20 protein-coding genes and 8 tRNA genes are annotated in these 23,137 nt (G+C 29.6%); all 28 read right to left on the reverse strand.

Annotation, left to right across the window (positions count from 1 at the left end; all coding sequences use genetic code 11):
- Nucleotides 1-7: 7 nt before the first annotated feature.
- Complete coding sequence (locus KQI36_RS07425; protein WP_010297674.1) at nt 8-787, reverse strand: type III pantothenate kinase; 780 nt, start codon at nt 785-787, stop codon at nt 8-10.
- A 189-nt stretch (nt 788-976) separates the two neighbouring features.
- Complete coding sequence (locus KQI36_RS07430; RefSeq protein WP_216450397.1) at nt 977-1,156, reverse strand: hypothetical protein; 180 nt, start codon at nt 1,154-1,156, stop codon at nt 977-979.
- Between the two features lie 628 nt (nt 1,157-1,784).
- Nucleotides 1,785-2,921, reverse strand: coding sequence for a sodium ion-translocating decarboxylase subunit beta (locus tag KQI36_RS07435; RefSeq protein WP_216450398.1), 1,137 nt, complete (start codon nt 2,919-2,921; stop codon nt 1,785-1,787).
- Nucleotides 2,922-2,939: 18 nt separating this feature from the next.
- Entirely contained in the window at nt 2,940-3,314 is a 375-nt protein-coding gene (locus tag KQI36_RS07440; RefSeq protein WP_216450399.1) for a biotin/lipoyl-containing protein, read from the reverse strand.
- A gap of 26 nt (nt 3,315-3,340) precedes the next feature.
- Entirely contained in the window at nt 3,341-3,685 is a 345-nt protein-coding gene (locus KQI36_RS07445) for an OadG family protein (RefSeq protein WP_010297683.1), read from the reverse strand.
- Between the two features lie 12 nt (nt 3,686-3,697).
- Nucleotides 3,698-5,182, reverse strand: coding sequence for an acyl-CoA carboxylase subunit beta (locus KQI36_RS07450; protein ID WP_216450400.1), 1,485 nt, complete (start codon nt 5,180-5,182; stop codon nt 3,698-3,700).
- A 440-nt stretch (nt 5,183-5,622) separates the two neighbouring features.
- Nucleotides 5,623-7,287: a formate--tetrahydrofolate ligase gene (locus KQI36_RS07455; protein ID WP_216450401.1), complete on the reverse strand. Its 1,665-nt coding sequence runs from the start codon at nt 7,285-7,287 to the stop codon at nt 5,623-5,625.
- 535 nt (nt 7,288-7,822) lie between these two features.
- The gene (gene ftsH / locus KQI36_RS07460) at nt 7,823-9,781 is read right to left on the reverse strand and encodes an ATP-dependent zinc metalloprotease FtsH (RefSeq protein WP_010297692.1); all 1,959 of its coding nucleotides are present in this window, start codon (nt 9,779-9,781) and stop codon (nt 7,823-7,825) included.
- 87 nt (nt 9,782-9,868) lie between these two features.
- Nucleotides 9,869-10,408, reverse strand: a complete 540-nt coding sequence (hpt, locus tag KQI36_RS07465; protein ID WP_199870388.1) for a hypoxanthine phosphoribosyltransferase — start codon at nt 10,406-10,408, stop codon at nt 9,869-9,871.
- Between the two features lie 8 nt (nt 10,409-10,416).
- Nucleotides 10,417-11,799, reverse strand: coding sequence for a tRNA lysidine(34) synthetase TilS (gene tilS / locus KQI36_RS07470; protein ID WP_216450402.1), 1,383 nt, complete (start codon nt 11,797-11,799; stop codon nt 10,417-10,419).
- Between the two features lie 929 nt (nt 11,800-12,728).
- On the reverse strand, nt 12,729-15,137 hold the full coding sequence (gene spoIIE / locus KQI36_RS07475; RefSeq protein ID WP_216450403.1) for a stage II sporulation protein E: 2,409 nt from the start codon (nt 15,135-15,137) through the stop codon (nt 12,729-12,731).
- Between the two features lie 424 nt (nt 15,138-15,561).
- A tRNA-Met gene (locus KQI36_RS07480) sits at nt 15,562-15,638 on the reverse strand.
- A gap of 4 nt (nt 15,639-15,642) precedes the next feature.
- A tRNA-Met gene (locus tag KQI36_RS07485) sits at nt 15,643-15,718 on the reverse strand.
- Between the two features lie 4 nt (nt 15,719-15,722).
- Nucleotides 15,723-15,811 (reverse strand) — tRNA-Leu (locus KQI36_RS07490).
- A gap of 20 nt (nt 15,812-15,831) precedes the next feature.
- A tRNA-Met gene (locus KQI36_RS07495) sits at nt 15,832-15,907 on the reverse strand.
- Between the two features lie 4 nt (nt 15,908-15,911).
- Nucleotides 15,912-16,000 (reverse strand) — tRNA-Leu (locus tag KQI36_RS07500).
- Between the two features lie 35 nt (nt 16,001-16,035).
- Nucleotides 16,036-16,112: transfer RNA gene (locus tag KQI36_RS07505), tRNA-Met, on the reverse strand.
- Between the two features lie 3 nt (nt 16,113-16,115).
- Nucleotides 16,116-16,191 (reverse strand) — tRNA-Met (locus KQI36_RS07510).
- Between the two features lie 4 nt (nt 16,192-16,195).
- A tRNA-Leu gene (locus KQI36_RS07515) sits at nt 16,196-16,284 on the reverse strand.
- A 375-nt stretch (nt 16,285-16,659) separates the two neighbouring features.
- Nucleotides 16,660-17,067 (reverse strand): S1 domain-containing RNA-binding protein, encoded by a 408-nt coding sequence (locus KQI36_RS07520; protein WP_010297702.1) that lies wholly within the window; start codon nt 17,065-17,067, stop codon nt 16,660-16,662.
- Nucleotides 17,068-17,150: 83 nt separating this feature from the next.
- Entirely contained in the window at nt 17,151-17,432 is a 282-nt protein-coding gene (locus KQI36_RS07525; RefSeq protein WP_010297705.1) for an FtsB family cell division protein, read from the reverse strand.
- 136 nt (nt 17,433-17,568) lie between these two features.
- Complete coding sequence (gene yabQ, locus KQI36_RS07530; RefSeq protein ID WP_010297708.1) at nt 17,569-17,967, reverse strand: spore cortex biosynthesis protein YabQ; 399 nt, start codon at nt 17,965-17,967, stop codon at nt 17,569-17,571.
- Between the two features lie 5 nt (nt 17,968-17,972).
- Nucleotides 17,973-18,266, reverse strand: coding sequence for a sporulation protein YabP (gene yabP, locus KQI36_RS07535; protein WP_216450404.1), 294 nt, complete (start codon nt 18,264-18,266; stop codon nt 17,973-17,975).
- Nucleotides 18,267-18,356: 90 nt separating this feature from the next.
- Nucleotides 18,357-18,617, reverse strand: coding sequence for an RNA-binding S4 domain-containing protein (locus KQI36_RS07540; RefSeq protein WP_010297715.1), 261 nt, complete (start codon nt 18,615-18,617; stop codon nt 18,357-18,359).
- A gap of 127 nt (nt 18,618-18,744) precedes the next feature.
- Complete coding sequence (locus KQI36_RS07545; protein ID WP_010297719.1) at nt 18,745-19,020, reverse strand: HU family DNA-binding protein; 276 nt, start codon at nt 19,018-19,020, stop codon at nt 18,745-18,747.
- Nucleotides 19,021-19,152: 132 nt separating this feature from the next.
- Entirely contained in the window at nt 19,153-20,598 is a 1,446-nt protein-coding gene (yabN, locus tag KQI36_RS07550) for a bifunctional methyltransferase/pyrophosphohydrolase YabN (protein WP_216450405.1), read from the reverse strand.
- An 89-nt stretch (nt 20,599-20,687) separates the two neighbouring features.
- Nucleotides 20,688-22,223 carry a putative polysaccharide biosynthesis protein gene (locus KQI36_RS07555; RefSeq protein ID WP_010297726.1) on the reverse strand — a complete coding sequence of 512 codons (1,536 nt, stop codon included), beginning with the start codon at nt 22,221-22,223 and terminating at the stop codon, nt 20,688-20,690.
- A gap of 273 nt (nt 22,224-22,496) precedes the next feature.
- The gene (spoVT, locus tag KQI36_RS07560) at nt 22,497-23,048 is read right to left on the reverse strand and encodes a stage V sporulation protein T (protein ID WP_010297729.1); all 552 of its coding nucleotides are present in this window, start codon (nt 23,046-23,048) and stop codon (nt 22,497-22,499) included.
- Nucleotides 23,049-23,137: the final 89 nt, after the last annotated feature.

The following is a 23,137-nucleotide window of genomic DNA, read 5'->3' on the forward strand; positions in this document are numbered from 1 at the left end:
GCATCACCTATTCTTTATTCTTTTCATATATCATTCTTAACCCATCTAATGTTAAAAATGGTTCAACTTTATCTATTGTTTGTGAATCTTGTGCTATTAATGTAGCAAGTCCTCCAGTTGCTATTACAATTGGATCTTCCTCACCTTTAGCCATCATCTCTTTTTTCATCTTATTAACTATATAATCTACCTGCCCTACATAACCACATACAATTCCAGCTTGCATACTTGCTACTGTATTTTTACAAATTACTGTATCTGGTTTTACAAGCTCAACTCTTGGAAGCTTTGCTGCTCTTTCAAATAAAGCATCAGATGAAATTTTTATACCAGGACAAATAGTTCCACCTAAATAATCTGCATTTTTAGTTATAGCACAAAATGTAGTAGCCGTTCCAAAGTCTATTATTATCATAGATTTTTTATAAGTTTCAAAAGCTGCCACAGCATTAACAATTCTATCTGCTCCAACTTCCTTAGGATTATCATATTTTATGTTTATTCCTGTTTTAACCCCTGGTCCTACAACTATAGGGTTTTGATTAAAATATTTTCTAATCATATGTTCTAATGAATACATTATATTAGGTACAACTGAAGAAATTATTATTCCTTCAATATCCGAAGCTTTAATATTATTTTGCTCAAATAATTGCCTAACCTGTATTCCATATTCATCAGAACTTCTTTTATGATCAGTAGATAATCTCCAATCAACCATAAGTTTCTTATCTTTATATATGCCCAATACTATATTAGTGTTTCCAACATCCAATACAAAAACCATAAAATTCACCTCTATACAATTAAAAGCAGCCTTGCCAGCTGCTTTATAGAATCTACTAATAAAAACATTATAAAATAATAATTTAATTTTAACAAGTTAATATATTTTGTCAAGTAGCCTAAATTCTTTACCTCAGCTCTCTCTAATAGCTAAATGAATGTTTTCCTTAGTTTTTCTATTTCTAAGTTTTTATCCATTTAAAAACTTATTTAGTGTCTCCAAGTGAGTACTATGCTTATCTATTAATTCATTTAAAACACTTATAGATTGGGGATTAGTTGAACTATCTAAATATCTTTTATACTTTTTTAGAAGGTTTTTTTCTTTACCTATAACTTCAATAATGTCTTCTTTATTTTGAAATAGCATATAACCACTCCTTTTTAATATTATTCTCAATAATAAAAAGGAGTATACTTATTATATATAAGAATACAATCTCAAAATTAATTTTATACATCAATTTTTTGTTATCAGTTAAGAAAAAATAAGTACAACTATCGCTAGTTAATAGTTTAGGATGAAACTAGAATATAGTTTCTTTTAACCTAATACTATAATTTGCTTTGCAAATTTATATAAAATAGAAAAAGTGCGTTTAGTATTATTAGGAACATAGTGAGTACTAATCACCTCAACTATTCACTATTAACTCTTAACTAAAATATTAGTATAATATTAATCTTAAATTTTCTCATTTGATAAATTCATAAGTTTAAAATTCATTTTAGAATCCTATATAGCGTTCCAAGTTGACTTTTAAAATTATCCATTCCAAAACTTGGATACCTAAAATAGTGAGACATGCTCCGAATTACTTAAAATTCAACACTGTATTTTGTGTGAAAATATTTTAAAGTTATTGAATAAATTTAAATTGGAGCTTGTTTCCCTATACTTCTATACAAAAAATTAATAAAGAGTGCCATATCATGATAAAAATCATTTTAAGGCACTCTATTTTAAATTTTTACTACATTATATTATATTTTAATCACTATCCAAATATAGATAGCAATACTCCTGCTGCAACAGCACTACCGATTACTCCTGCAACATTAGGTCCCATTGCATACATTAATAAGAAGTTTGTTGGATCATACTCTTGTCCAACTACTTGTGAAACTCTAGCAGCCATTGGAACTGCTGAAACTCCTGCTGAACCTATAAGTGGGTTTATTCTTCCCTTTGTAAGTTTACACATTAGTTTTCCTATTAAAACGCCGGATGCAGTTGCAACAGAGAATGCTACAACTCCTAAAATTACTATTCCTATAGTCTTTGGTGTTAAGAAAACTTCTGCTTTAGCTGTAGCTCCAACAGATAAGCCTAAGAATATAGTAATTATGTTTATTAACGCATTTTGAGCTGTATCTGTAAGTCTTCCAACAACTCCTGATTCTTTAAATAAGTTTCCAAGCATCAACATACCTACAAGTGATTTCAATGAAGGTAAGAACAATATTACTAATATAGCAACAACTATAGGGAATATAATTTTCTCTGTTTTAGATACTTGTCTTAATCCCCCCATTTTTATAGTTCTTTCCTTATCTGTTGTTAAAGCCTTCATTATAGGTGGTTGAATCATAGGCACTAATGCCATATATGAATAAGCAGCAACAGCTATAGGCCCCAATAAGTGCGGTGCCAACTTATTAGTTAAGAATATAGCCGTTGGACCATCCGCTCCTCCAATTATTCCTATTGATGCAGCCTCTTGTGGTGTAAATCCTAAAACCATAGCTACTATAAATGCAAAGAATACTCCAAATTGAGCTCCTGCACCCATAAGCACACTAGATGGATTAGCAAGTAATGGACCAAAGTCCGTCATTGCTCCTACGCCCAAGAAAATTAATGGCGGGAATATTTCTAATTTAACCCCTCTAGATAAATAATAAAGAAGTCCTCCAGCCGCTCCATTTGATGGTTCTGCCATTATATCTGCTAATGGTAAATTTGTTAACAACATACCAAATGCTATTGGTAATAATAATAATGGCTCAAACTCTTTAGCTATAGCTAAATATATTAACAAGCAAGCTACTGCAAGCATAACTATTTCTTTCCAAGTTATTGCTGCAAAGCCAGAGGAAGCTAATAGTTCTTGTAACACTTGTAAAATATTCATTTATTTTGCCTCCTTTTGCTATCCAATAACAGCTAATATATCTCCTGTGTTTACAGATGCTCCTTTTGGTACACTAACTTGTACAACAGTACCATCTACTGGTGCCATAATTTCATTTTCCATTTTCATTGCTTCTAAAACGAATAAAACCTCACCTTTTTTCACTTTAGCGCCTTCTACAGCATTTATTTTTACAATAGTTCCTGGCATTGGACTTTCCAATTTTTCTCCTTCAGCAGTTGATTTCTTTTCCGCTACTGGAGTTTCTTGAACCTTTGGTGCAGTTTTCACTGCTGTATTATTTGGTTGAGGTACTGATGTAAACTCACCTTTTACTTCTTCTACCTCAACTTGATAAACATTTCCATTAACAGTTACATTATATCTTTTCATAATAAACAATTCCTCCTTAACAAGCTCTACCTTGAATTATTATTCCAATTAGAATTTGATACCCTTTTTATACTTCTTATATTTAAACCAGAAGTTGGAACATCTAATTGAAGAGATAAGGCCCCAATTATAGCTGCCACAATCTCTGAGTCGTCTTGAAGTTCAACTTCTTCATTTTCTTCAACTTTCGTTACAATAACTGTATCTTCAGGTTTTTCTTTTTTTACATTTTTAGCATTTCTTTTTTCAAAAATGCTGTTTTGAAATTTTATTATAAACATAAGTATAATTAGCACTACAAAAACTATAAGCATAGCAACTACCGATACACCTACTGCAAAAATAAATTTCTCTAATACACTTCCTGTCATATTCTTACCTCCCTAAAGTAGATTTTTTCCATGTTTCTTAGGGTAGCTTAACTCTCTTTTACTTTGTAACATATCTAACATAGCAAATACCATTTGTTTAGTTTCACTTGGTTTAATAATACTATCTATTAATCCAACTTCTGCTGCTAAATATGGATCTTCATATTCATTTATATGCTCTTTTATTAATTCAGCTTCTTTAGCTTCTTTATTTTCTGCATTAATTATTTCATCTATATATTTATTTTTTATTTGATTCTTTGGATTAGTTAAAGCTATCTTTGCTGTTGGCCAAGCTAAACTTACATCGAAAGCAGCTTCCTTACTTGCTAAACATAAATAACCAGCACCATAAGCTTCACCTATAACTAATGATACTTTTGGAACAGTTGAATCAGATAATGCATATATCATAGTACCTACGTCACTAGCTACACCATTTATCTCTTCTTTTAAATTTGCTTCAAATCCTAAAGTATCAACAATGCTTAATATTGGTATGTTAAAACTATCACATATTCTTACAAATCTACACACTTTAGTTGAAAGTTTTCTATCTAATTTACTCTTTTCATTACCATTAGCTATAACCCCAACTGTTAATCCATTTAATTTAATTAAATAAGTTTTTATTGCAGACTCTAAATTTTTGTTAACTTCTAAAGTAGAACCTTCATCTGCAATTGTATTTATAACTAATTCTCCATTAAAAGTTTCATCTATAGCTGCTTTATTTAAATTATCTTTTTTATCATTTAAACTATTATCTTCACAAGATAATGGTGCCATTTCCAAGCTATTAGATGGTATAAATTCAAGTATTTTTCTTGTAATATTTAATGCTTCTTCCTCTGTTTTTACAACAAAGTTAGCATTTCCACTTTTAATACTTTCTTCACTATCAAATAATTTATTATCTATATAATTGCTTTCTGCCACTCTTAATGAATCATTTGTATTTATACTTAATTTGGATAATCCTTCAATTACAACAACAAAATCACTTAGTGTTGCATTAGCAGCCATAATACCATTACATGGTCCAGCTACTACAGATATTTGTGGAATAACTCCATTTAATTTTGAAGTTTTTCTTAAAACCTTTCCATAAGAAGATAAAAGTTCAACTCCTTGTGATATATTCCCACCAATAGAATCAAAAACTTTAATTATTGGTGCACCACACTGTGCAGCCTTGTCCATTATATTGCAGATTTTTTCTGCCGCAAACCTATTAAATGTAGCACCATCTACAGTATAATCTTCTGCATAAATATATACTAACCTGCCATTTATAGTTCCATGACCTGCTATAACCCCTGAACCATTTTTTTTAATTAACCCACCAACTTCTATAAACGAGCCATTATCTAGTATAGATAAAATTCTTTCTCTAGCAGTTAGTTTCTTTAAGTTGTGTTGCATATCAACCTTTTCTTTGCCACCACCTTGGTGTGCTCTATGCATAACTTCATCAAATACATCAAGTTTATCCATCTCATTGCCTCCTGACTTTCAAATACTCATGTTACCCAACAACAATAATATCACAAAAAATTCAGATTGTATACCGATTGTGCAGGTTTTATTTCATTTTTCTGTGTATTGAAAAAAAAGACTTAAAATTTGCAACTCTTAACTGTAATTCCGTCTTTTTTAGGCCTATGAAAATAAATACTAAATAAAATCTAGAAAACTATTTGTTACGAAATAACAAGGTTAAATCCAGTCATAATACGGATATATCTAGGTTTGACAGACAAAGTATTTACTACAGATAAGTTAGAATGCTGGTCTACTATTCTTTGATTATGCCTTATATTTTTAAACAACAAAACCCATTATAAATTTTTCAATTTATAATGGGTTTCTTAATAATTTATTTATTCATTTAGAATGATTCTCAAATTTTAAAATTCATATTTCAAATTATTCATTTAAAATAGTCCTTCTATTACTCCATCTTCTCTTATATCTATTTTTTCTGCTGCAGGAACTTTAGGTAACCCTGGCATAGTCATTATGTTACCTGTAAGTGCTACTATAAATCCTGCACCATTTGATAATCTAACTTCTTTAACTGTAATTTTAAATCCTCTTGGTCTTCCTAAAAGACTTCCATTATCTGATAAAGAATTTTGTGTTTTAGCTACACATATAGGTAATTTATCCGCACCTATTTTTTCTATTTGAGCTATTTGTTTTTTTACTGCTGGAACAAACTCTACTCCATCAGCTCCATATATTTCTTTGGCAATAATTTCAATTTTCTCTTGTACAGAAAGCTTTTCATCATAAAGGACTTTAAAATTACTTTCACTTTCTTCTATAGTTTTCACTACTTTTTCAGCAAGATCTAATCCGCCATCTGCACCTTTTTCCCAAACTTCGGTTAAAGATACTTCTACGCCTTTTTTCTCACAGAAGTCTTTTATAAATTCAACTTCTTCATTACTATCAGTTATAAATTTGTTTATTGCCACAACTACAGGCACACCAAATTTTTGAACATTTTCTATTTGTTTTTCTAAGTTTTCTATACCTTTAGATAAAGCTTCTACATTAGAAACATTTAAATTTTCTTTCTTCACTCCGCCATGATGTTTTAAAGCTCTAATAGTAGCTACTAAAACTACAGCACTGGGATTTAAGCTTCCATATCTACATTTTATGTCAAAGAATTTTTCAGCTCCTAAATCAGCTCCAAAACCAGCTTCTGTTATTGCATAATCACCTAATTTTAAAGCCATTTTTGTAGCTAATATACTATTACATCCATGAGCAATATTAGCAAATGGTCCCCCATGTATTATAGCTGGTGTATTATCTAAAGTTTGAACTAAGTTTGGTTTTATAGCATCTTTCATAAGCATAGCCATAGCACCATTTACTTTTAAATCTTTACAATATACAGGTTCTCCATCTGTGTTATAAGCTACTAATATGTTTCCGAATCTCTCTTTTAAATCCATCAAATCATTTGATAAACATAATATTGCCATTATTTCTGAAGCAACAGTTATAGTAAATCCATCTTCTCTTGTAAATCCATTTGCAGTTCCACCTAGACCAACAATAACTTTTCTTAATGCTCTATCATTCATATCAAGTACTCTTTTGAAAAGTACCTTTCTTGAATCTATTTTTAATGAGTTTCCTTGATGAATATGGTTATCTATAGCTGCACTTAAAAGGTTATTTGCTGTTGTTATAGCATGCATATCTCCTGTAAAGTGTAAGTTTATATCTTCCATTGGAACAACTTGTGCATAACCACCACCAGCTGCTCCCCCTTTAACTCCAAAAACTGGTCCTAAAGAAGGCTCTCTTAATGCAATAACTGCATTCTTTTGCATTTTACATAAAGCTTGACCTAATCCTATTGTAACTGTTGACTTTCCTTCTCCTGCTGGTGTTGGATTAATAGCAGTAACTAATATTAACTTACCGTCCTTATTATTTTTCTTTAAAACGTCTAAAGATACCTTTGCTTTATATTTACCATAAAGCTCTATATCATCCTCTGATAATCCTACTTTTTTAGCTACATCAACAATAGGTAGCATTTTAGCGCTTTGTGCAATTTCAATATCTGTCATCATAATTATAAAACCCCCTTTAAATTTTCACTTAAAAATTTAATACAGAAATATAAAATCATATTCCATATCTTATATACATATGACCTTATATTCTAAAATAATGATAATAAACTATATAATGAACATTCAGATTTTATTTTTTATATTGAAGTTCAAGCTTATTTCACTATACGTTTAACTAATTATTATTAAATTGTATCACTAAATAACATTAAATGTTATACTTACTAAAAATTTTAATTATATTTTTAAATAAAATTTTATTGTTAGTATATTTAATCGGTTTATATCCATTAATTTTAAATGTTATTCTATAATCCTATAGTTGTATACCTATATATTATTATTTTATATTCTACTTAAAATGAAATATTTGTAAATTAATTGTTAATATATAAACCTATTGATTATTTGTTGTATTTTACATACTTTGTTTTTGTTTTTAATATTATTATACGACATGTTACGTATTTTTTCACTATTTTTTTTATATTGTTCGTAAAATAAAAAGAAGGGCTTTTCTTGCCCTTCTTTTTTAATCTTCTTTATCTATAATATCAGCTTTATCTATTGTAGTTTCATTTTCCTCTGAAATTTTATTTTCCACAGTATTTTCTACTACATCTACAGCCTTTTCTTCTTCTAAAGATTTATTTTCGCTTTCAGCTTTTACTTCTAATTCATCTAAGCTTTTGCCATCCATAATTAAGTTGAATTCCTCAGCTGTAAGTTTTTCTTTTTCCATAAGAGCCATAGCAACTGCATGTAATTTATCAACATTTTCAGTTAATATTGTTTTAGCTCTAACATAAGCTTCATCAACTAAATCTCTTATTTCTTGATCTATTAATGATGCAACCTCTTCTGAGAAATCTCTTGAATGACCAATATCTCTTCCTAAGAAAACTTCACCTTGTTCTTTACCATATGATATAGGACCTAATTTATCACTCATACCATATTCCATAACCATTTTCTTAGCTATAGAACTTGTTCTATCAATATCATTTTTAGCTCCAGTACTTATTTCTTTAAGTATTATAGCCTCTGCAACTCTTCCTCCTAAAAGACCAACCATCTCGTCTTTTAACTTAGAACGTGATGTATAACTTGTATCTTCATCTGGTAAGTGAAGAGTATATCCTCCAGCCATTCCTCTTGGAATTATACTTATTTCATGTACTGCATATGAATTTGGAAGATATTTTGAAACAACTGCGTGACCAGCTTCATGATAAGCTGTTAATCTCTTATCTTTTTCACTTATTACTCTAGATTTCTTCTCTGGACCTGCAATTACTCTTGTAATAGCTTCTTCAAGCTCTTCCATTGTTATAACTTTTTTATTTCCTCTTACTGTTAATAATGCAGCCTCATTCATTAAGTTTTCTAAGTCTGCTCCAGTAAATCCAGGAGTTCTTTTTGCTAATACTTTTAAATCAACATCTTCGCCTAATGGTTTATTTCTAGAGTGAACTTTTAAGACTTCTTCTCTACCCTTTACATCTGGCGCTCCAACAACTATTTGTCTGTCAAATCTACCAGGTCTTAATAATGCTGGGTCTAGTATGTCTGGTCTGTTTGTTGCTGCTATCATGATAATTCCTTCATTAACTCCAAAACCGTCCATTTCAACTAGTAATTGGTTTAATGTTTGTTCTCTCTCATCATGACCACCGCCAAGACCGGCTCCTCTTTGTCTACCAACAGCATCAATCTCATCGATAAATATTATACATGGTGAGTTTTTCTTTGCTTGCTCAAATAAGTCTCTTACTCTTGAAGCACCTACACCTACAAACATCTCAACGAAATCTGATCCTGATATACTAAAGAATGGAACTCCAGCTTCTCCAGCTACAGCTTTTGCAAGTAATGTTTTACCTGTTCCTGGAGGACCAACTAAAAGGACCCCTTTAGGTATTCTTGCACCTACATCTATATATCTTTTAGGACTTTTAAGAAAATCTACTATTTCTGCTAGTTCTTCTTTTTCCTCATCTTCACCTGCTACATCTTTAAATGTAACTTTCTTTTTATCTGGTGTTGCCATTTTAGCTTTACTTTTTCCAAAGTTCATAACACCACGGTTTCCACCGCCTCCACCAGATTGTTGCATAAACATTCCCCAGAATGCTACTAACATTATTATTATTAAGAATGTTGGTAACATAGTAAACCAAAATGGAACCTCTTGTGGCGGTGTAAATGATAAGGATTCTAATCCTTTATTCTCATAATCTTGTTTTAAATCAAGAAAAGCTTTTTCTGGTAAAGCGGTAACATATTTGGTGCCATCTTTTAGTTCACCAACTATTGTCATCCTATCTTCATCCATTTGAGCTGTTTTAACTTTACTATCTTTCCAGTATGTTTCAAATTGAATAGCATTTAACTGCGTAACATTGCCTTTTCCATCATAAAGTGTAAAAGCTGAAACAATTACTAGAATTAAAACTAATAACCAGGCCGTTGCACTCGAAAACTTCTTCACTAAAGGCCCCCCTCTCTTTCTAAAAGTGTTTTAATTTTAAGTTACTAACTATTATATCATAAAGAGTTCAATATGAATTCATATAAACTACTTTTTGTAAACAGATTCTTTTAATATACCTATGTAAGGTAAATTTCTATATCTTTCTGAATAATCAAGACCATATCCAACTAAAAATTCATCTGGTACATCATATCCTAAATATTTAGCATGAACATCTTCTTTTCTTCTTTCTGGTTTATTTAATAAACTTGCTATTTCTAAGCTTTCAGGATTTCTTGCTGCTAAATATTTCATTAAATATTTAAGTGTAACCCCTGAATCAATTATGTCTTCAACTATTAAAACATGTTTTCCTTTAACTTCGAAATCTAAATCTTTTATAATTTTTACAATACCTGAACTTTCAGATGAATTACCATAACTAGATACAGCCATAAAATCCATGTAGCATGGTGTTTTTATTTCTCTTAAAAGATCAGACATAAACATAACAGATCCTTTTAATATTCCCAATACCAATAAATCTTTACCTTTATAATCCTTGGTTATCTGAGCTCCTAATTCCTTTACTTTTGCCTTTAGTTCTTCTTCTGATATTAATACCTCTTTTATATCTGCCTCCATAAATTAACCTACCTTTCTATTGATATACGTAAAATATTTTTAGTATTTCTATCAATTTTAAATTTCTCACTTACTCTAAACCCAACTATCCATGATATTTCATTATCAAAACATATTAATGGAATAAAATCTCGTTCTTCCCTAGGAACCTTCAAATCAATAAAAATATCTTTTATCTTTTTACTCCCCTTCATTCCTAGCATTGAGAATTTATCTCCATTTTTTCTGTATCTTATAGAAATATCACCTTTAATTTTATCTAAATCGAAATATTTTATCATATCATTATTTTCCATTTTAAAATCTTTCTTATTATATATAGATTTTAAAGTTATATATTTTGATAATTCATCACAATATATTTTTTCATCTATATTTAACTTTAGATTAAAGTTGGTATCCTCTTTTTGTTTAGTATCACATATATAAATATGTATATCCTTATAAACATTGTCAACTCTTATTCCTTCTGGTAACATTAAGGTTTTACCAGTATTGTGATTATACAATTTAATTATGTCATTAATGTGACCACTTTCTATGTTATATAAATTGCCTTTTACTTGCATTATAGCCATTCTTAACACTCTTGAAACTATAGATTTATGCTCACTAAATGCATCTTTATATATTATAACTCTATCCTGTTTTTTATAACAATATTTTTTGAATATTTTTTTGGAAAAATCTTCTACAAATTCATTATCTTCATTAATTACCCTAGACATTCTATTAAGAGTTTTTATTATGTCTTTATTAAAATGTTCTTCTATATATGGAATTAATTCTAATCTCACTTTATTTCTAGCATAAATATTCTCAAAATTTGTTTTATCGATAGCTGGTTTCAAATTATTATCATCACAGTATTTTTCTATTTCTTTTCTTGAAGTTTCTATTAGCGGTCTTATAAAAATTTCATCTCTAACTGGTTTTATTCCAACCAATCCTTCTATACCAGAACCTCGCATCATTCTCATAAGCACAGTTTCCGCTTGATCATTTAAATTATGAGCAATTGCTACTTTATTATACCCACATTTATTCATTAATTCCTCAAAAAAATTATATCTTGCTTCCCTACCAGCCATTTCATGGGATACTCCTTTAGACTTCGCCATTTCATCAATATCTATTCTTCTAACATGAAAATCAATATTTCTTTCATTGCAAAAGTTTTCACATACCTTTTCATCATTTTGGGCATCTTCCCCTCTTAAAAGATGATTTAAATGAGCTGCTCCTATTTTTACATTTAATTTATCTTTTAAGGAGTCTAAAACATGTAGTAACGCCATAGAATCTGGTCCACCTGATAACGCAACTAAGATTTTATCGTTATTTTTTATCATACTATAAGTATTTATTGTACTTAAAACTGTATTTTGCAAAACATTATCACTTCCTATTATTACAATGTTCATTTAATCATATTATCACAAATTATAATTTAATAAAAGAAAAAGAACAAATATTATATTGAAATCATTATTCATTATTCACTATTTTTCATGAAATTATCTTATGTATTTATAAAAGTAATCTATGTATTAATATTAAATGTTAATTAACTTTTTAACAACTATTATTTTTAAATACAAACTATTTATTAATTTTAGTTAATAACTTAATTTAGTTAAGAATTGCGGTTATTACTAGTCACTTCGTTCTTAGTAATTTTGAACATATTTTTTTAAATCATTTTCAGAAAGTGGTTGCCACTTTCCTCCTGAATTCTTAATTCATAATTCTTAATCCTTAATTTTTTTAATTATCAATTGTCCTTTGTCCTTTGTCAATTTTTAAAACCCGCTACCTCAAATAAGTAAGGCATCTATCCTATGTTCCGCCTCCATCACAAGAGGGACAGACGCGTAATTGGCTACTTTGCTATACTTTAGTATATATGCTTTTGTTGATTTTAAATTCTCTCCAATGGTACTCAAAGTCGGTCCCCATCACCAGTTTTAGCAACACACTTAAACAATCAAATCCTTATAGTACTACCTCTATAACAAATGGGACAGGCACGGTAAATTTATTTACTTCACTTAAAATTAGATGCTCTCCTAGCTTTGTACTTCTTAGCTAATAAATCAAAGCCAGTCCCTAGCAATTCAAAAGAAACTGGTGATCCGGTTTCCTCCATAATTGTCAAATGTCAATTGTCCATTGTCAATTATATAATTTGTTACGGTTGTGAACCTTGAATATAGCTTTAGTTAGATATAGAAATTTACTGTATATTAACTTAAAAAATGAAGAAATGTTATTAACACTTCTTCATTTTATACCTTAGTCTAATACTGACAATAACATATTATCCTGCATTATATTGATTATATACTTTTGATACTAAAACAGTCATATCATCTCCCACTTTATTTTTTCCAAGCCTTTTAGCTTCTTCTATTATTCCGCTTGCTAAATTTTCAACATCTTCATCATGTCTACCCATATAATCTAAAATCCAACCAATCCCCCCTGCCTCTTCAACATCAGATACGCCATCTGTAAGCATAACTACTAAATCACCATGTTTAACCTTTCTTGTACAAGTATCTATATCAACTTCATCTAAAACTCCAATAGGTAGACTTTTAGATTTAATTATATCTACTACATCATCAGATTTTATGAAACTAGCCACTGCACCAACTTTCATAAAATCTATTTCTCCACTATATAAATCTATAGTACTTAAGTCTATAGTAGAGAATTTCTCTTCTTCACAAAATTTCAAGGTCATTATAGAATTAACTGTATTAATGGCTGTAGTCTTACTAAACCCAGCATTTATAAACTTTTCAATTAATTCTACTGCCGCTTCACTTTCTCTACCTGCTTGTGGACCTGACCCCATACCATCACTTACTAGCATCATATAGTTTCCTATACTAGTATTTCCAAAGCTATAGCTATCTCCATGAACTGTATATCCGTCTTTACTCGCCTTAGCCATATAGGTAACTACTTTTAAATTAGGTGCCTCTTCAAAAACTGCAATACAACTATTTGTATTAGAATTTATATAACAACCATCTTCATTTACAACCATATTGGTTCCTGCAGCTTCCTCTATGATTGGTAAAATTCTATTTGAATATACTTGTAAAGAGCCATATTGTGTTGCAGTTATTCTTATAACACTCCTATCATTTTTATCTTTTATACAAAATACATCATCATAATATATTTTATTCTTATCTAAAAGCTTAATTATATCCCTTTCTAATTTCCCGTCATTTTTAAGCTCTTCATTAAATTCTTGAACTAGTTCATCTACTGACTTTGCCATATTATTTATTTGACTTGCTAAAAGCTCCCTTCCTTCACTTAATCTAGTTCTCCACATCTCACTTATTATATATTTATTAACTACATCCTCTGAATTTCTTATAAGAGCACCTTTTTTTAAACACTTCCTTTCTAATTCCATAGGAAATCTATTAGATTTTTTCTGCTGATTTTCAATAAGCTCAGAAAAAGCATTATAAGTTAGATGATGTTCTCTATTCCAACATATACAATTAGCATTACAATCACCGCAGACACGTGCTGCTAAATTATCTACTAACTCAGTACTTTTACTTGTCATTAATAACTTGTCATTGTCAACTAATTCCGATAGGATATCAGACATATTTGACAATACATCTGAAAAATTATCAAGCTTATTCAAATACATATTTTTTATATTATTTAAATAATTTCTATCTAAATTTATTCGTTTTTTCTCTGAATTAATTTCAGAGCCTATAGTATCATAAACTCGCCCTGGCATCAGTGCAAATATTCCTATTGCTAATATTCCATCCATTAAAGCAAAACTGCTAACATCTGCAAAGGATGATGTTAATAAATACACTTTAACTATTAAGAATGTAACTAAAAATGATAAGGACACAAAAGCTCGTCCACCTTCTTTAAAAATTCCACTAATAAGCCCTACCATACCTAATACAGTTATATATATTAATAAATTTTGATTGCTCATCCCAATTATAGCCCCCATGGCCAGTCCTACAGTTCCAGCTACAGCACTTCCGCTAATATAGCTTATACCTAATACAGCTGTAAAGGCGAGTACATTAGTCACTGATACACCAAATATTTTTATCCCCCATGTACCTGCAATAACTATGGATATCAAAATAGCCATACATACTACTTCTTCATCCTTAAAAAGATGTTTAGTTTTTAATTCTTTAAAGCATACATCACTTATCTGAAGAATAAAATATATTGGGAATATGCAACATAAATTCGTAAGTGTTGAAACTCCAGCCATACCCATTCCAAATTCATTAATTATTATATTGTAAGAAAACATTCCAATAGTTAAAACTGCCCACGTCACTATCTTTTTATATTTTTCACTTAAATCTATATGGGACAATAATAGTGATAATAAAACTACACTTGGAATAATAACATAATACATACTTATATCTTTAACATAACTTTGCATAGTTATATATCCCATTATTGTTCCAAAAGCTGATGATAATGTAAGTCTATAATCGTCATTATTTAGTACTACTATTAGAAATGCAATTCCGAATGGAGCAGTACTATTAATTATCATCGTTCTACTAATTAACAAACTAATTAGAAACATACCTGAAATTTTAAGAAAAATCCTCTTGCTTCTTTCCTGCTCTTTAATTTTATTACTATTTGATTTTTTTATTCTTTTATATGGAAATACATCTGCTCCATATTGCATCTATAACCACCTACCCCTTAATTTAATAATTCCTTGTCTCAATCGATAAATTTATTATAGCAAAGGTCTCTGGAATTAAATGTCAATTACTGGTAGGTACTTGAAATTTATTTCTGACATTTTTTCCCTAATTGTACTTTTATATAATTCCTAATGTCATACATAATTTATTAATATTTTTATAAGAAATATGTTAATGGAGGGATTTATCCAATTTTTGTAAATTTATTTTTTATTTATATTCTATTTTTGTGTTTTTTATAGGGGATAACTTTTGTGTCGTATAAAGTGTAATCTCTTTGTAAAATGAATTTTTTTAAAGTAAATTTATGGTAATATTTTCCTGAAAGGTTTTTATTGTAGATTTTTATATATTAATTTTATTTTTCAAAACGAAAAAGACTCACTATATATAGTGAGTCTCTGGTAGCGGAAATAGGACTTGAACCTACGACACTTCGGGTATGAACCGAATGCTCTAGCCAGCTGAGCTATTCCGCCATGTTGGTTGCGGGGACAGGACTTGAACCTGTGACCTTCGGGTTATGAGCCCGACGAGCTACCAGCTGCTCCACCCCGCGACATTGGTGCTTGAGACCGGAATCGAACCGGTACGGTGTTTAACCACCGCAGGATTTTAAGTCCTGTGCGTCTGCCTGTTCCGCCACTCAAGCGTATTTATTAAATTAAAAATTGGTTGCGGGGACAGGACTTGAACCTGTGACCTTCGGGTTATGAGCCCGACGAGCTACCAGCTGCTCCACCCCGCGATGTTGGTGCTTGAGACCGGAATCGAACCGGTACGGTGTTTAACCACCGCAGGATTTTAAGTCCTGTGCGTCTGCCTGTTCCGCCACTCAAGCGTATTTATTTTTCAAACACAACATTGCATTTAAAATGGTAGCGGAAATAGGACTTGAACCTACGACACTTCGGGTATGAACCGAATGCTCTAGCCAGCTGAGCTATTCCGCCATGTGGTTGCGGGGACAGGACTTGAACCTGTGACCTTCGGGTTATGAGCCCGACGAGCTACCAGCTGCTCCACCCCGCGACATTGGTGCTTGAGACCGGAATCGAACCGGTACGGTGTTTAACCACCGCAGGATTTTAAGTCCTGTGCGTCTGCCTGTTCCGCCACTCAAGCATTTTGTTGCTTTGTTGCATTTTTTGTCATCACTGCCTGACGACAATATTTATTATAGTGTAATATCAAACTATTGTCAACAGTTTTTTTATAACATGCAATTTTCCTTTAAAGCTAGTATTTTCAACGTTTAGTAAACTTTGGTTTTTTGTCAGAATTTTTAAACTTATTTTTTTCTGAATTATTTTATGTAATTTTATTCATTTTCACTATGAATCTTATAGGTTTTAAAGGTGAATTTGCATTTTATATTTTTTATCATTCTTATTTTAAGCCTTAATATATAATTAGGAATTATATACTTATATTGTGCAAAAATTCAAAATTTAAACTACAAGTTAAAAAAAAGAGTGATTAACACTCTTTTATTTTATATTAATAACTTTTTTTATTGTAGCCACGGCCTTTATTATCTTGGCTTCTTTTTAAATCTTGAAATCTTTCTTCACTATCCTTTAGAAATTTAGACATTCTATCCTCAAATGAAGAAGATCCGCTTTTCGATTTTTCCTTATCCCAATCTATTTCCATAGGTTTGCAAGATTTTTTAGGTACTCCCGCTTGCTTTATAGATAAACTCATTTTTCCATTGTCATCAACTGAAATTACTTTCACTTTAACAACATCATTTTCTTTTAGATGTTCTCTAACATCCTTTACAAATACATCTGATACTTCCGAAATATGGACAAGACCTGTTTTTCCTTCCACTTCAACAAAAGCACCAAAATTAGTTATGTTCACTACTTTACCTTCTACTATACTTCCAGCCTTTAAGGTCATATTAAAAAGACTCCTCCTTAAATAATGTTTTAATTTATATATTATGTCATCTACAGTATATTACGCTATAAACAACATAAAGTCTATTTTTCACTTACACTGTTATCTATTACAGGAGTCTCACCGTCTTTAATAAGTCCTAGTTTTTCTCTAGCCAATTTTTCAATATACTTATCGGTTTTGGATAGCTCAACTTCATCCTGTAATTTTTTATTTTCTTTTTTTAATCTGTCGTGTTCTACAGTGTAGTTTGTTAGTTCTTTATTCTGTCTATGCATTATAACCTGTTGTTGAATTAAAACGTAAGATATATATATACCTAAACATCCTAAAATTATATATTTACATTTTTTATTTTTAAACACAATACTCACCACCCATAGACAAATAAAAAATAAGTACTAAGAATATATTTGCAATTATAAAAAATTAAAATATACTTATCATTAACATATAAGTATATTTTAATTTGTATTGTTCATTTGTTCAAGATGTTTTATGTTAATTTTTTATTTTTCCTTTTACTCTATTTAAACAAATTCTTACAGGATAAGACAAAATATAAAAAATTCTTCTTATAAACGTTGATATTCCATACATTACCTGTCTTAACATGTCTATAAACGTTCTGCTAATAAATTTTATATAAATAAATAAACCTAGTGCAATATATATAAAAATATTAAAATCCATGTATGCATAATTAGTGTACATCATAAATAAGAACACTATAGATCCTGTAGCTGTCCAAAATAATATGTCCTGAATAGTTGTTATTATTTTACCAACATCTTCAAATCCACGAATTATTCTGTAAATATCAAAAAGTACTCCTATTATCATACCACTTAAAATGCTAAAAATTAAGAGTGATACTTGTCTTTCCATTGTAAATAACATAATTGTTACCTAAAAAGCTTTGATAAAGCCCCTTTTCCCTTTCTTGGTTTTTTTTCATCGCTTGTGTATACAATATATGTTATTTTGCCACTAATCATAACATCCCCATTTTGCACATCTAGTTTATTCATTTTTAAATTTTCGCCTCTTATGTCCATTGCACCCAAAACAGTGTTTAAAAGTATTTGTTCTTCATCAAAACTTATAATCTCTTGAACACCATCTATGGTCATTCTTTTTCTTGAGTCTAAGGTTAAGTAACTTTTTTTATCTTCAATTTTATTATTTTTATTTTCCATATAATCCTCCCTGAATACTTACTCCCTATTAATAAATATTGTATTCATTCAAGATATATGCAAACAAATATAATTTTTTAATATAAATTACTACTCTTTATCTTCTTCACCAGATATAATTTCATACATATTTTTAGCATCTTCTTTTGTAACATGACTTGCTATATTTATAATTCTTGCTTTTAGTACTTGTGTTGCAAACTGTATTTCAATTATATCTCCTTCTTTAACTACTGTTCCTGGCTTTGCTACTTTTCCATTTATTAAAACTCTTTGGTTTTCACAAACTTCTTTTGCAACTGTTCTTCTTTTTATTATTCTAGAAACTTTTAAATACTTATCTAATCTCATTCTTCCCACCTCAAAATTTATTTTATATATAATATTATGATTTAATTCTATATTTATTATAATTGCTTTTATATATAAAAAAAACCTAGAACTAAATCCAGGTTTTTTCTTTTAAATTTATAATAAATTATTTATTTACTATATCTTTAAATTCTTTTCCAGCTTTAAATACTGGTGCTTTTGATGCTGGTATATCTATTTCTTCTTTAGTTCTTGGGTTTCTTCCTTTTCTAGCTGCTCTTTCTCTAGTTTCGAAAGTTCCGAATCCTACTAATTGAACCTTTTCTCCTTTTGATAATGCCTCTTCAACACTCTCTATGAATGCTTTTAAAGCAGTCTCTGCATCCTTCTTTGTTAAACCTGATTTTTCTGCCATATTTGTAACTAATTCTAATTTGTTCACGATTGTACCTCCTTAATATTAAAACGCTTCTTCATTCACAACTTCATTTATCGTTGAGTATAAGATAGCATATTATAAACATGTTTTGCAAATAATTTCTGCTTTTTTATTTATTGTAAAAGTATTTAATATTTACATACGTTTAGCTTCTTCCCATAACTCATCCATTTCTTCAAGAGTCATATCTAAAAGATCTAAACCTTTTTTTATTGCACACTCTTCTATAAACTTAAAGCGATTTATAAATTTATCTATAGTATAATTTAATGCAATTTCTGGGTCTATGTCAAGAAGTCTAGCAACATTTACCGCAGCAAATATTAAATCACCTACTTCTTCTAGTATTCTTGACTTATTTTCGCCATTATATACATCTTTTACTTCATTTAACTCTTCAATTACCTTATCCATAGCTGGTTTTACATCTGCCCAATCAAAACCTACTTTTGCAGCCTTGCATTGAACCTTGTCTGCTCTTAAAAGTGCTGGTAAAACCTTAGGTACGCTTGTAAGTTCATCAGTGTAACTTTTATACTTTTTCTCTTCTTTTTTTATTTCGTCCCAATTTTTTAGAACTTCTTCACTATTTTTAACATTTACATTACTGAATATATGTGGATGTCTATTTATCATTTTATTACAAATAGTTTCTATAACATCATTTATGTTAAAATAACCCTCTTCTTTGCCTATTTGGCTATGGAAGACTACTTGTAGTAATACATCTCCAAGTTCTTCTGTAAGTTTCATGTCATCTTCTTCATCTATAGCTTCTATAACTTCATAAGTTTCTTCTATTAAACATCTTTTTAATGATTTATGACTTTGTTCTAAATCCCATGGACATCCATCTTCGCCTCTTAGAGTATCCATTATATTTAATAAATCATAAAAATCTTTTACTTCCTCTAGTTTTTTAGGTATATAAATTGATGTTAAATAATCTATATCTTCTTGTCTATCAAGCTCATATAATTTTATTTTTCTTATGCTTTCTAATCCTTTAACCCCAGCTGCTCTTACAAAATATATCTCTGTTTCATCTTTGTAGTATTCTAGCAGCGCAAGCTTTGTTTCTGATGCTATAAATTTATTATATACCTGTGTTATTATAAGTCCTACTCTTTTATCTAAAATTTGATTTTTTATATCAAAAGCGTCTATTATTTTTATCCCATTTATAGGATCTAACTTTAAACTTTCCATAACAGCATCAACAAAACTAACTGCTGGTAATATCTCATAGTCTATTTTTAATTCTTCACATTTTTCTATTAGCAATGTTACAGAGTTTTCTGCAACTAATGGATGGCCTGGTACTGCATAAACTATATCCTTTAAACTATTATGTTTATTTATTATGTCATCAGCTATAGATTTATAAACCTCATCAAAACTTTCACTGTTTTCATATGCACTATCATAGCTATTAAACTTTACACCTAAAGATTTTAAATATTCTACATTAGGGTGTTTTTCTGTTCTAAAAAATACATTTTTACTATCTCTTAAAAGCTCTAACGTTCCAATGGTAAGCGCTTCTTTTGCTCCTGGTCCTAATCCTACTATTTTTATCAATTGTTTCACGCTCCTGTCTAAGTGATAATCAAATAAATAATAGACCAAATATACTTTGAATCTTTAGTTTATTATTTCTTTTCATATACCTAATTTTTTATAAATTTGCCTTTAATATCTTCAATCTCAAACACTTTTAATGTTATAATTGCCACTAAATATATTATTACTCCTGCAAAAATAGAAAATAAACATGCTATTGTATTACTTATTGTATACTTATAGACAGTATTATAGACAAAAACAACTGAAAAAGCCATAAGTAATGTACCAATTGCTGGTTTTAACAAAGTTTCCACTAAATCTATTTTTGTATTAAAAATTTTTCTAATTTGAATCATATTTAATACAACGGTGACTATATACCCAACCATTGTTCCTATTACTGCACCATATATATTTAAAACAGTTATAGAAACTAGCATATAGCTAATTACCACCTTTATTATACATCCTATAGCTAAATTATATACTGGTCTTAAATAAGCTCCTACGCTTTGTAATAGTGCTGTTGTTGTTTGAGTTATTATTACAAAAGGTATTGTTAATGATACAAATTTAAGAATATTATATCCTGCAACATCCTTTAAAAATATTAAATGCATTATAGGTGCTGCTAGCGTATATAACCCCACTGTACAAGGAAGTGCTATTACAAAAGAAAGTTTAAAGGACATTTCCACTCTACGTTCTAGCTCAAATCTTCTTCCTGTTGAATATGCTTCTGATATTATAGGTACCAAAGTTGCACATAATGCCATAGATAGAGCTAGTGGTACGTTAGATAATGTTAATGCTTTTCCTGTCATTTGTCCATAAAGAATTGCACTTTCTTCTAAAGTAAAACCTGCTACTAATAAACGCTCAGGAACTATTATTGAATCAATAAGTGACATAACAGTACCTACTGCTGCTCCTATAGAAATAGGTAATGCAGCCTTTGCAATTTCACTTATCATACTTTTAGTTTTTAAATTTTTATTTACTCTTTTTATAGGTCTTTGTCTCATATATGCAATAACTAAATATATACTACCTAAAATCCCTCCAATTACTGTTCCTAGTGCTGCACCACCTGCCGCAAAAGCTATTCCTTTAGGTAATAATAAGTAAGCAAATAAAACTCCTCCTATAACTCTTCCTAACTGTTCAACTATTTGAGATATACCTGTATATGTCATATTCTGCATTCCTTGAAAAAATCCTCTAAATGTACACATAATACAAACAAATATTGGTGCTATTGATATTGCAAGAAAAGCTATATATGAATTTTGATGCCATTTTAATCCTGTTATTATTGGTTTTGCAAAGCTAAACATAATAGCTGATGCAACTATTCCTATTGGAATCATAAACATTAGTGTATCTTTTAAAATTCTTTTAGTTCCTTCATAATCATTTTTCGCATTAACTTCAGCTATAATTTTAGACATAGCTATTGGTATACCTGATGCTAAAGCTACAAATGTCATATATAAAGGATATGACATTTGGTAGTAACCCATACCTTCATCACCTATTAACCCTTGAATAGGTATTCTAAAAAACAGTCCTAAAAACCTTGCAAATATACTTGCAAATCCTAGTATCACAGTACCTTTAACCAATGATTGCTTTTTCATAATATCCCCCCAATTAGTATTCAACCACTATTTTAAAATAGTAAATTTCAAGCTTTAATTTTTATCGTTAAATTTACATCTACGTTTTAAACCATTTATAAGCAATAAGGTTGTCCTTATTTTAATTTATTTACTATTCAGTGCGTTTATTACTTTAAGTGAAATATTAATATATTTTTTATTTTATTTAGCTTGTATGTTTAATACAGTGATTTTTAGTCAATAGTAATAGATGTAGTTGGAAGACAAAAAAATAATGGCATATAAATGCCATTATTGTTCCATTTGTTTTCCTAAGAAGGCGGATGCTGTTTCAGCTAATTTTAACTCTAAATCTCCAAATTTTACATTTTCCTCTTTAGAAACTATTATTACTGCTCCAATAGCATCGCCTTCTGCTATTATAGGGCTAATAACTTGAGATTTATATGTATTTTCATCTTCACTTTCATATAATGGTATAACCTTTTCTGATCCTTCGCCTAAAATTACAGCTCTACGACCTTCCATTAAGTTTTCCACTTCATTAGTAACTTTTTTATCCATATATTCTTTTTTAGAACATCCACTTACAGATATTATGCTATCTTTATCTGCAACAATTACTATATTACCTATTGTTTGTTGAAGTGCTTCTGCATATTCTTTTGAGAATTCACTTAATTCTTCTATTGGAGAATATTTTTTTAATATAACTCCACCTTCTCTATCTGTAAATATTTCTAATGGATCTCCCTCTCTTATTCTAAGAGTTCTTCTTATTTCTTTAGGGATAACTACACGACCTAAATCATCTATTCTTCTTACTATTCCTGTTGCCTTCATCAATGATTCCTCCTCTTTTGAAGTTAATTGTTTTATATTATGCTATTATTATCCTTCTAAATTTGAAATTTTATACACATTTATAAAAT

The organism is Clostridium senegalense (assembly GCF_018916625.1).
Lineage (GTDB): Bacteria > Bacillota > Clostridia > Clostridiales > Clostridiaceae > Clostridium_J > Clostridium_J senegalense.

What these genes read in the sequence shown, in the direction of transcription:
- hpt (WP_199870388.1), bottom strand. Translation starts at nt 10,408, where the DNA reads ATGGAGGCAGATATAAAAGAGGTATTAATATCAGAAGAAGAACTAAAG.
- KQI36_RS07430 (WP_216450397.1), bottom strand. Translation starts at nt 1,156, where the DNA reads ATGCTATTTCAAAATAAAGAAGACATTATTGAAGTTATAGGTAAAGAA.
- spoVT (WP_010297729.1), bottom strand. Translation starts at nt 23,048, where the DNA reads ATGAAGGCAACAGGAATAGTAAGAAGAATAGATGATTTAGGTCGTGTA.
- yabQ (WP_010297708.1), bottom strand. Translation starts at nt 17,967, where the DNA reads ATGTTATTTACAATGGAAAGACAAGTATCACTCTTAATTTTTAGCATT.
- KQI36_RS07435 (WP_216450398.1), bottom strand. Translation starts at nt 2,921, where the DNA reads ATGAATATTTTACAAGTGTTACAAGAACTATTAGCTTCCTCTGGCTTT.
- KQI36_RS07555 (WP_010297726.1), bottom strand. Translation starts at nt 22,223, where the DNA reads ATGAAAAAGCAATCATTGGTTAAAGGTACTGTGATACTAGGATTTGCA.
- KQI36_RS07425 (WP_010297674.1), bottom strand. Translation starts at nt 787, where the DNA reads ATGGTTTTTGTATTGGATGTTGGAAACACTAATATAGTATTGGGCATA.
- KQI36_RS07440 (WP_216450399.1), bottom strand. Translation starts at nt 3,314, where the DNA reads ATGAAAAGATATAATGTAACTGTTAATGGAAATGTTTATCAAGTTGAG.
- KQI36_RS07455 (WP_216450401.1), bottom strand. Translation starts at nt 7,287, where the DNA reads ATGATGACAGATATTGAAATTGCACAAAGCGCTAAAATGCTACCTATT.
- KQI36_RS07450 (WP_216450400.1), bottom strand. Translation starts at nt 5,182, where the DNA reads ATGGATAAACTTGATGTATTTGATGAAGTTATGCATAGAGCACACCAA.
- KQI36_RS07520 (WP_010297702.1), bottom strand. Translation starts at nt 17,067, where the DNA reads ATGACCTTAAAGGCTGGAAGTATAGTAGAAGGTAAAGTAGTGAACATA.
- spoIIE (WP_216450403.1), bottom strand. Translation starts at nt 15,137, where the DNA reads ATGCAATATGGAGCAGATGTATTTCCATATAAAAGAATAAAAAAATCA.
- yabP (WP_216450404.1), bottom strand. Translation starts at nt 18,266, where the DNA reads ATGGAAAATAAAAATAATAAAATTGAAGATAAAAAAAGTTACTTAACC.
- KQI36_RS07445 (WP_010297683.1), bottom strand. Translation starts at nt 3,685, where the DNA reads ATGACAGGAAGTGTATTAGAGAAATTTATTTTTGCAGTAGGTGTATCG.
- KQI36_RS07540 (WP_010297715.1), bottom strand. Translation starts at nt 18,617, where the DNA reads ATGAGATTAGATAAGTATTTAAAAGTTTCTAGAATAATAAAAAGAAGA.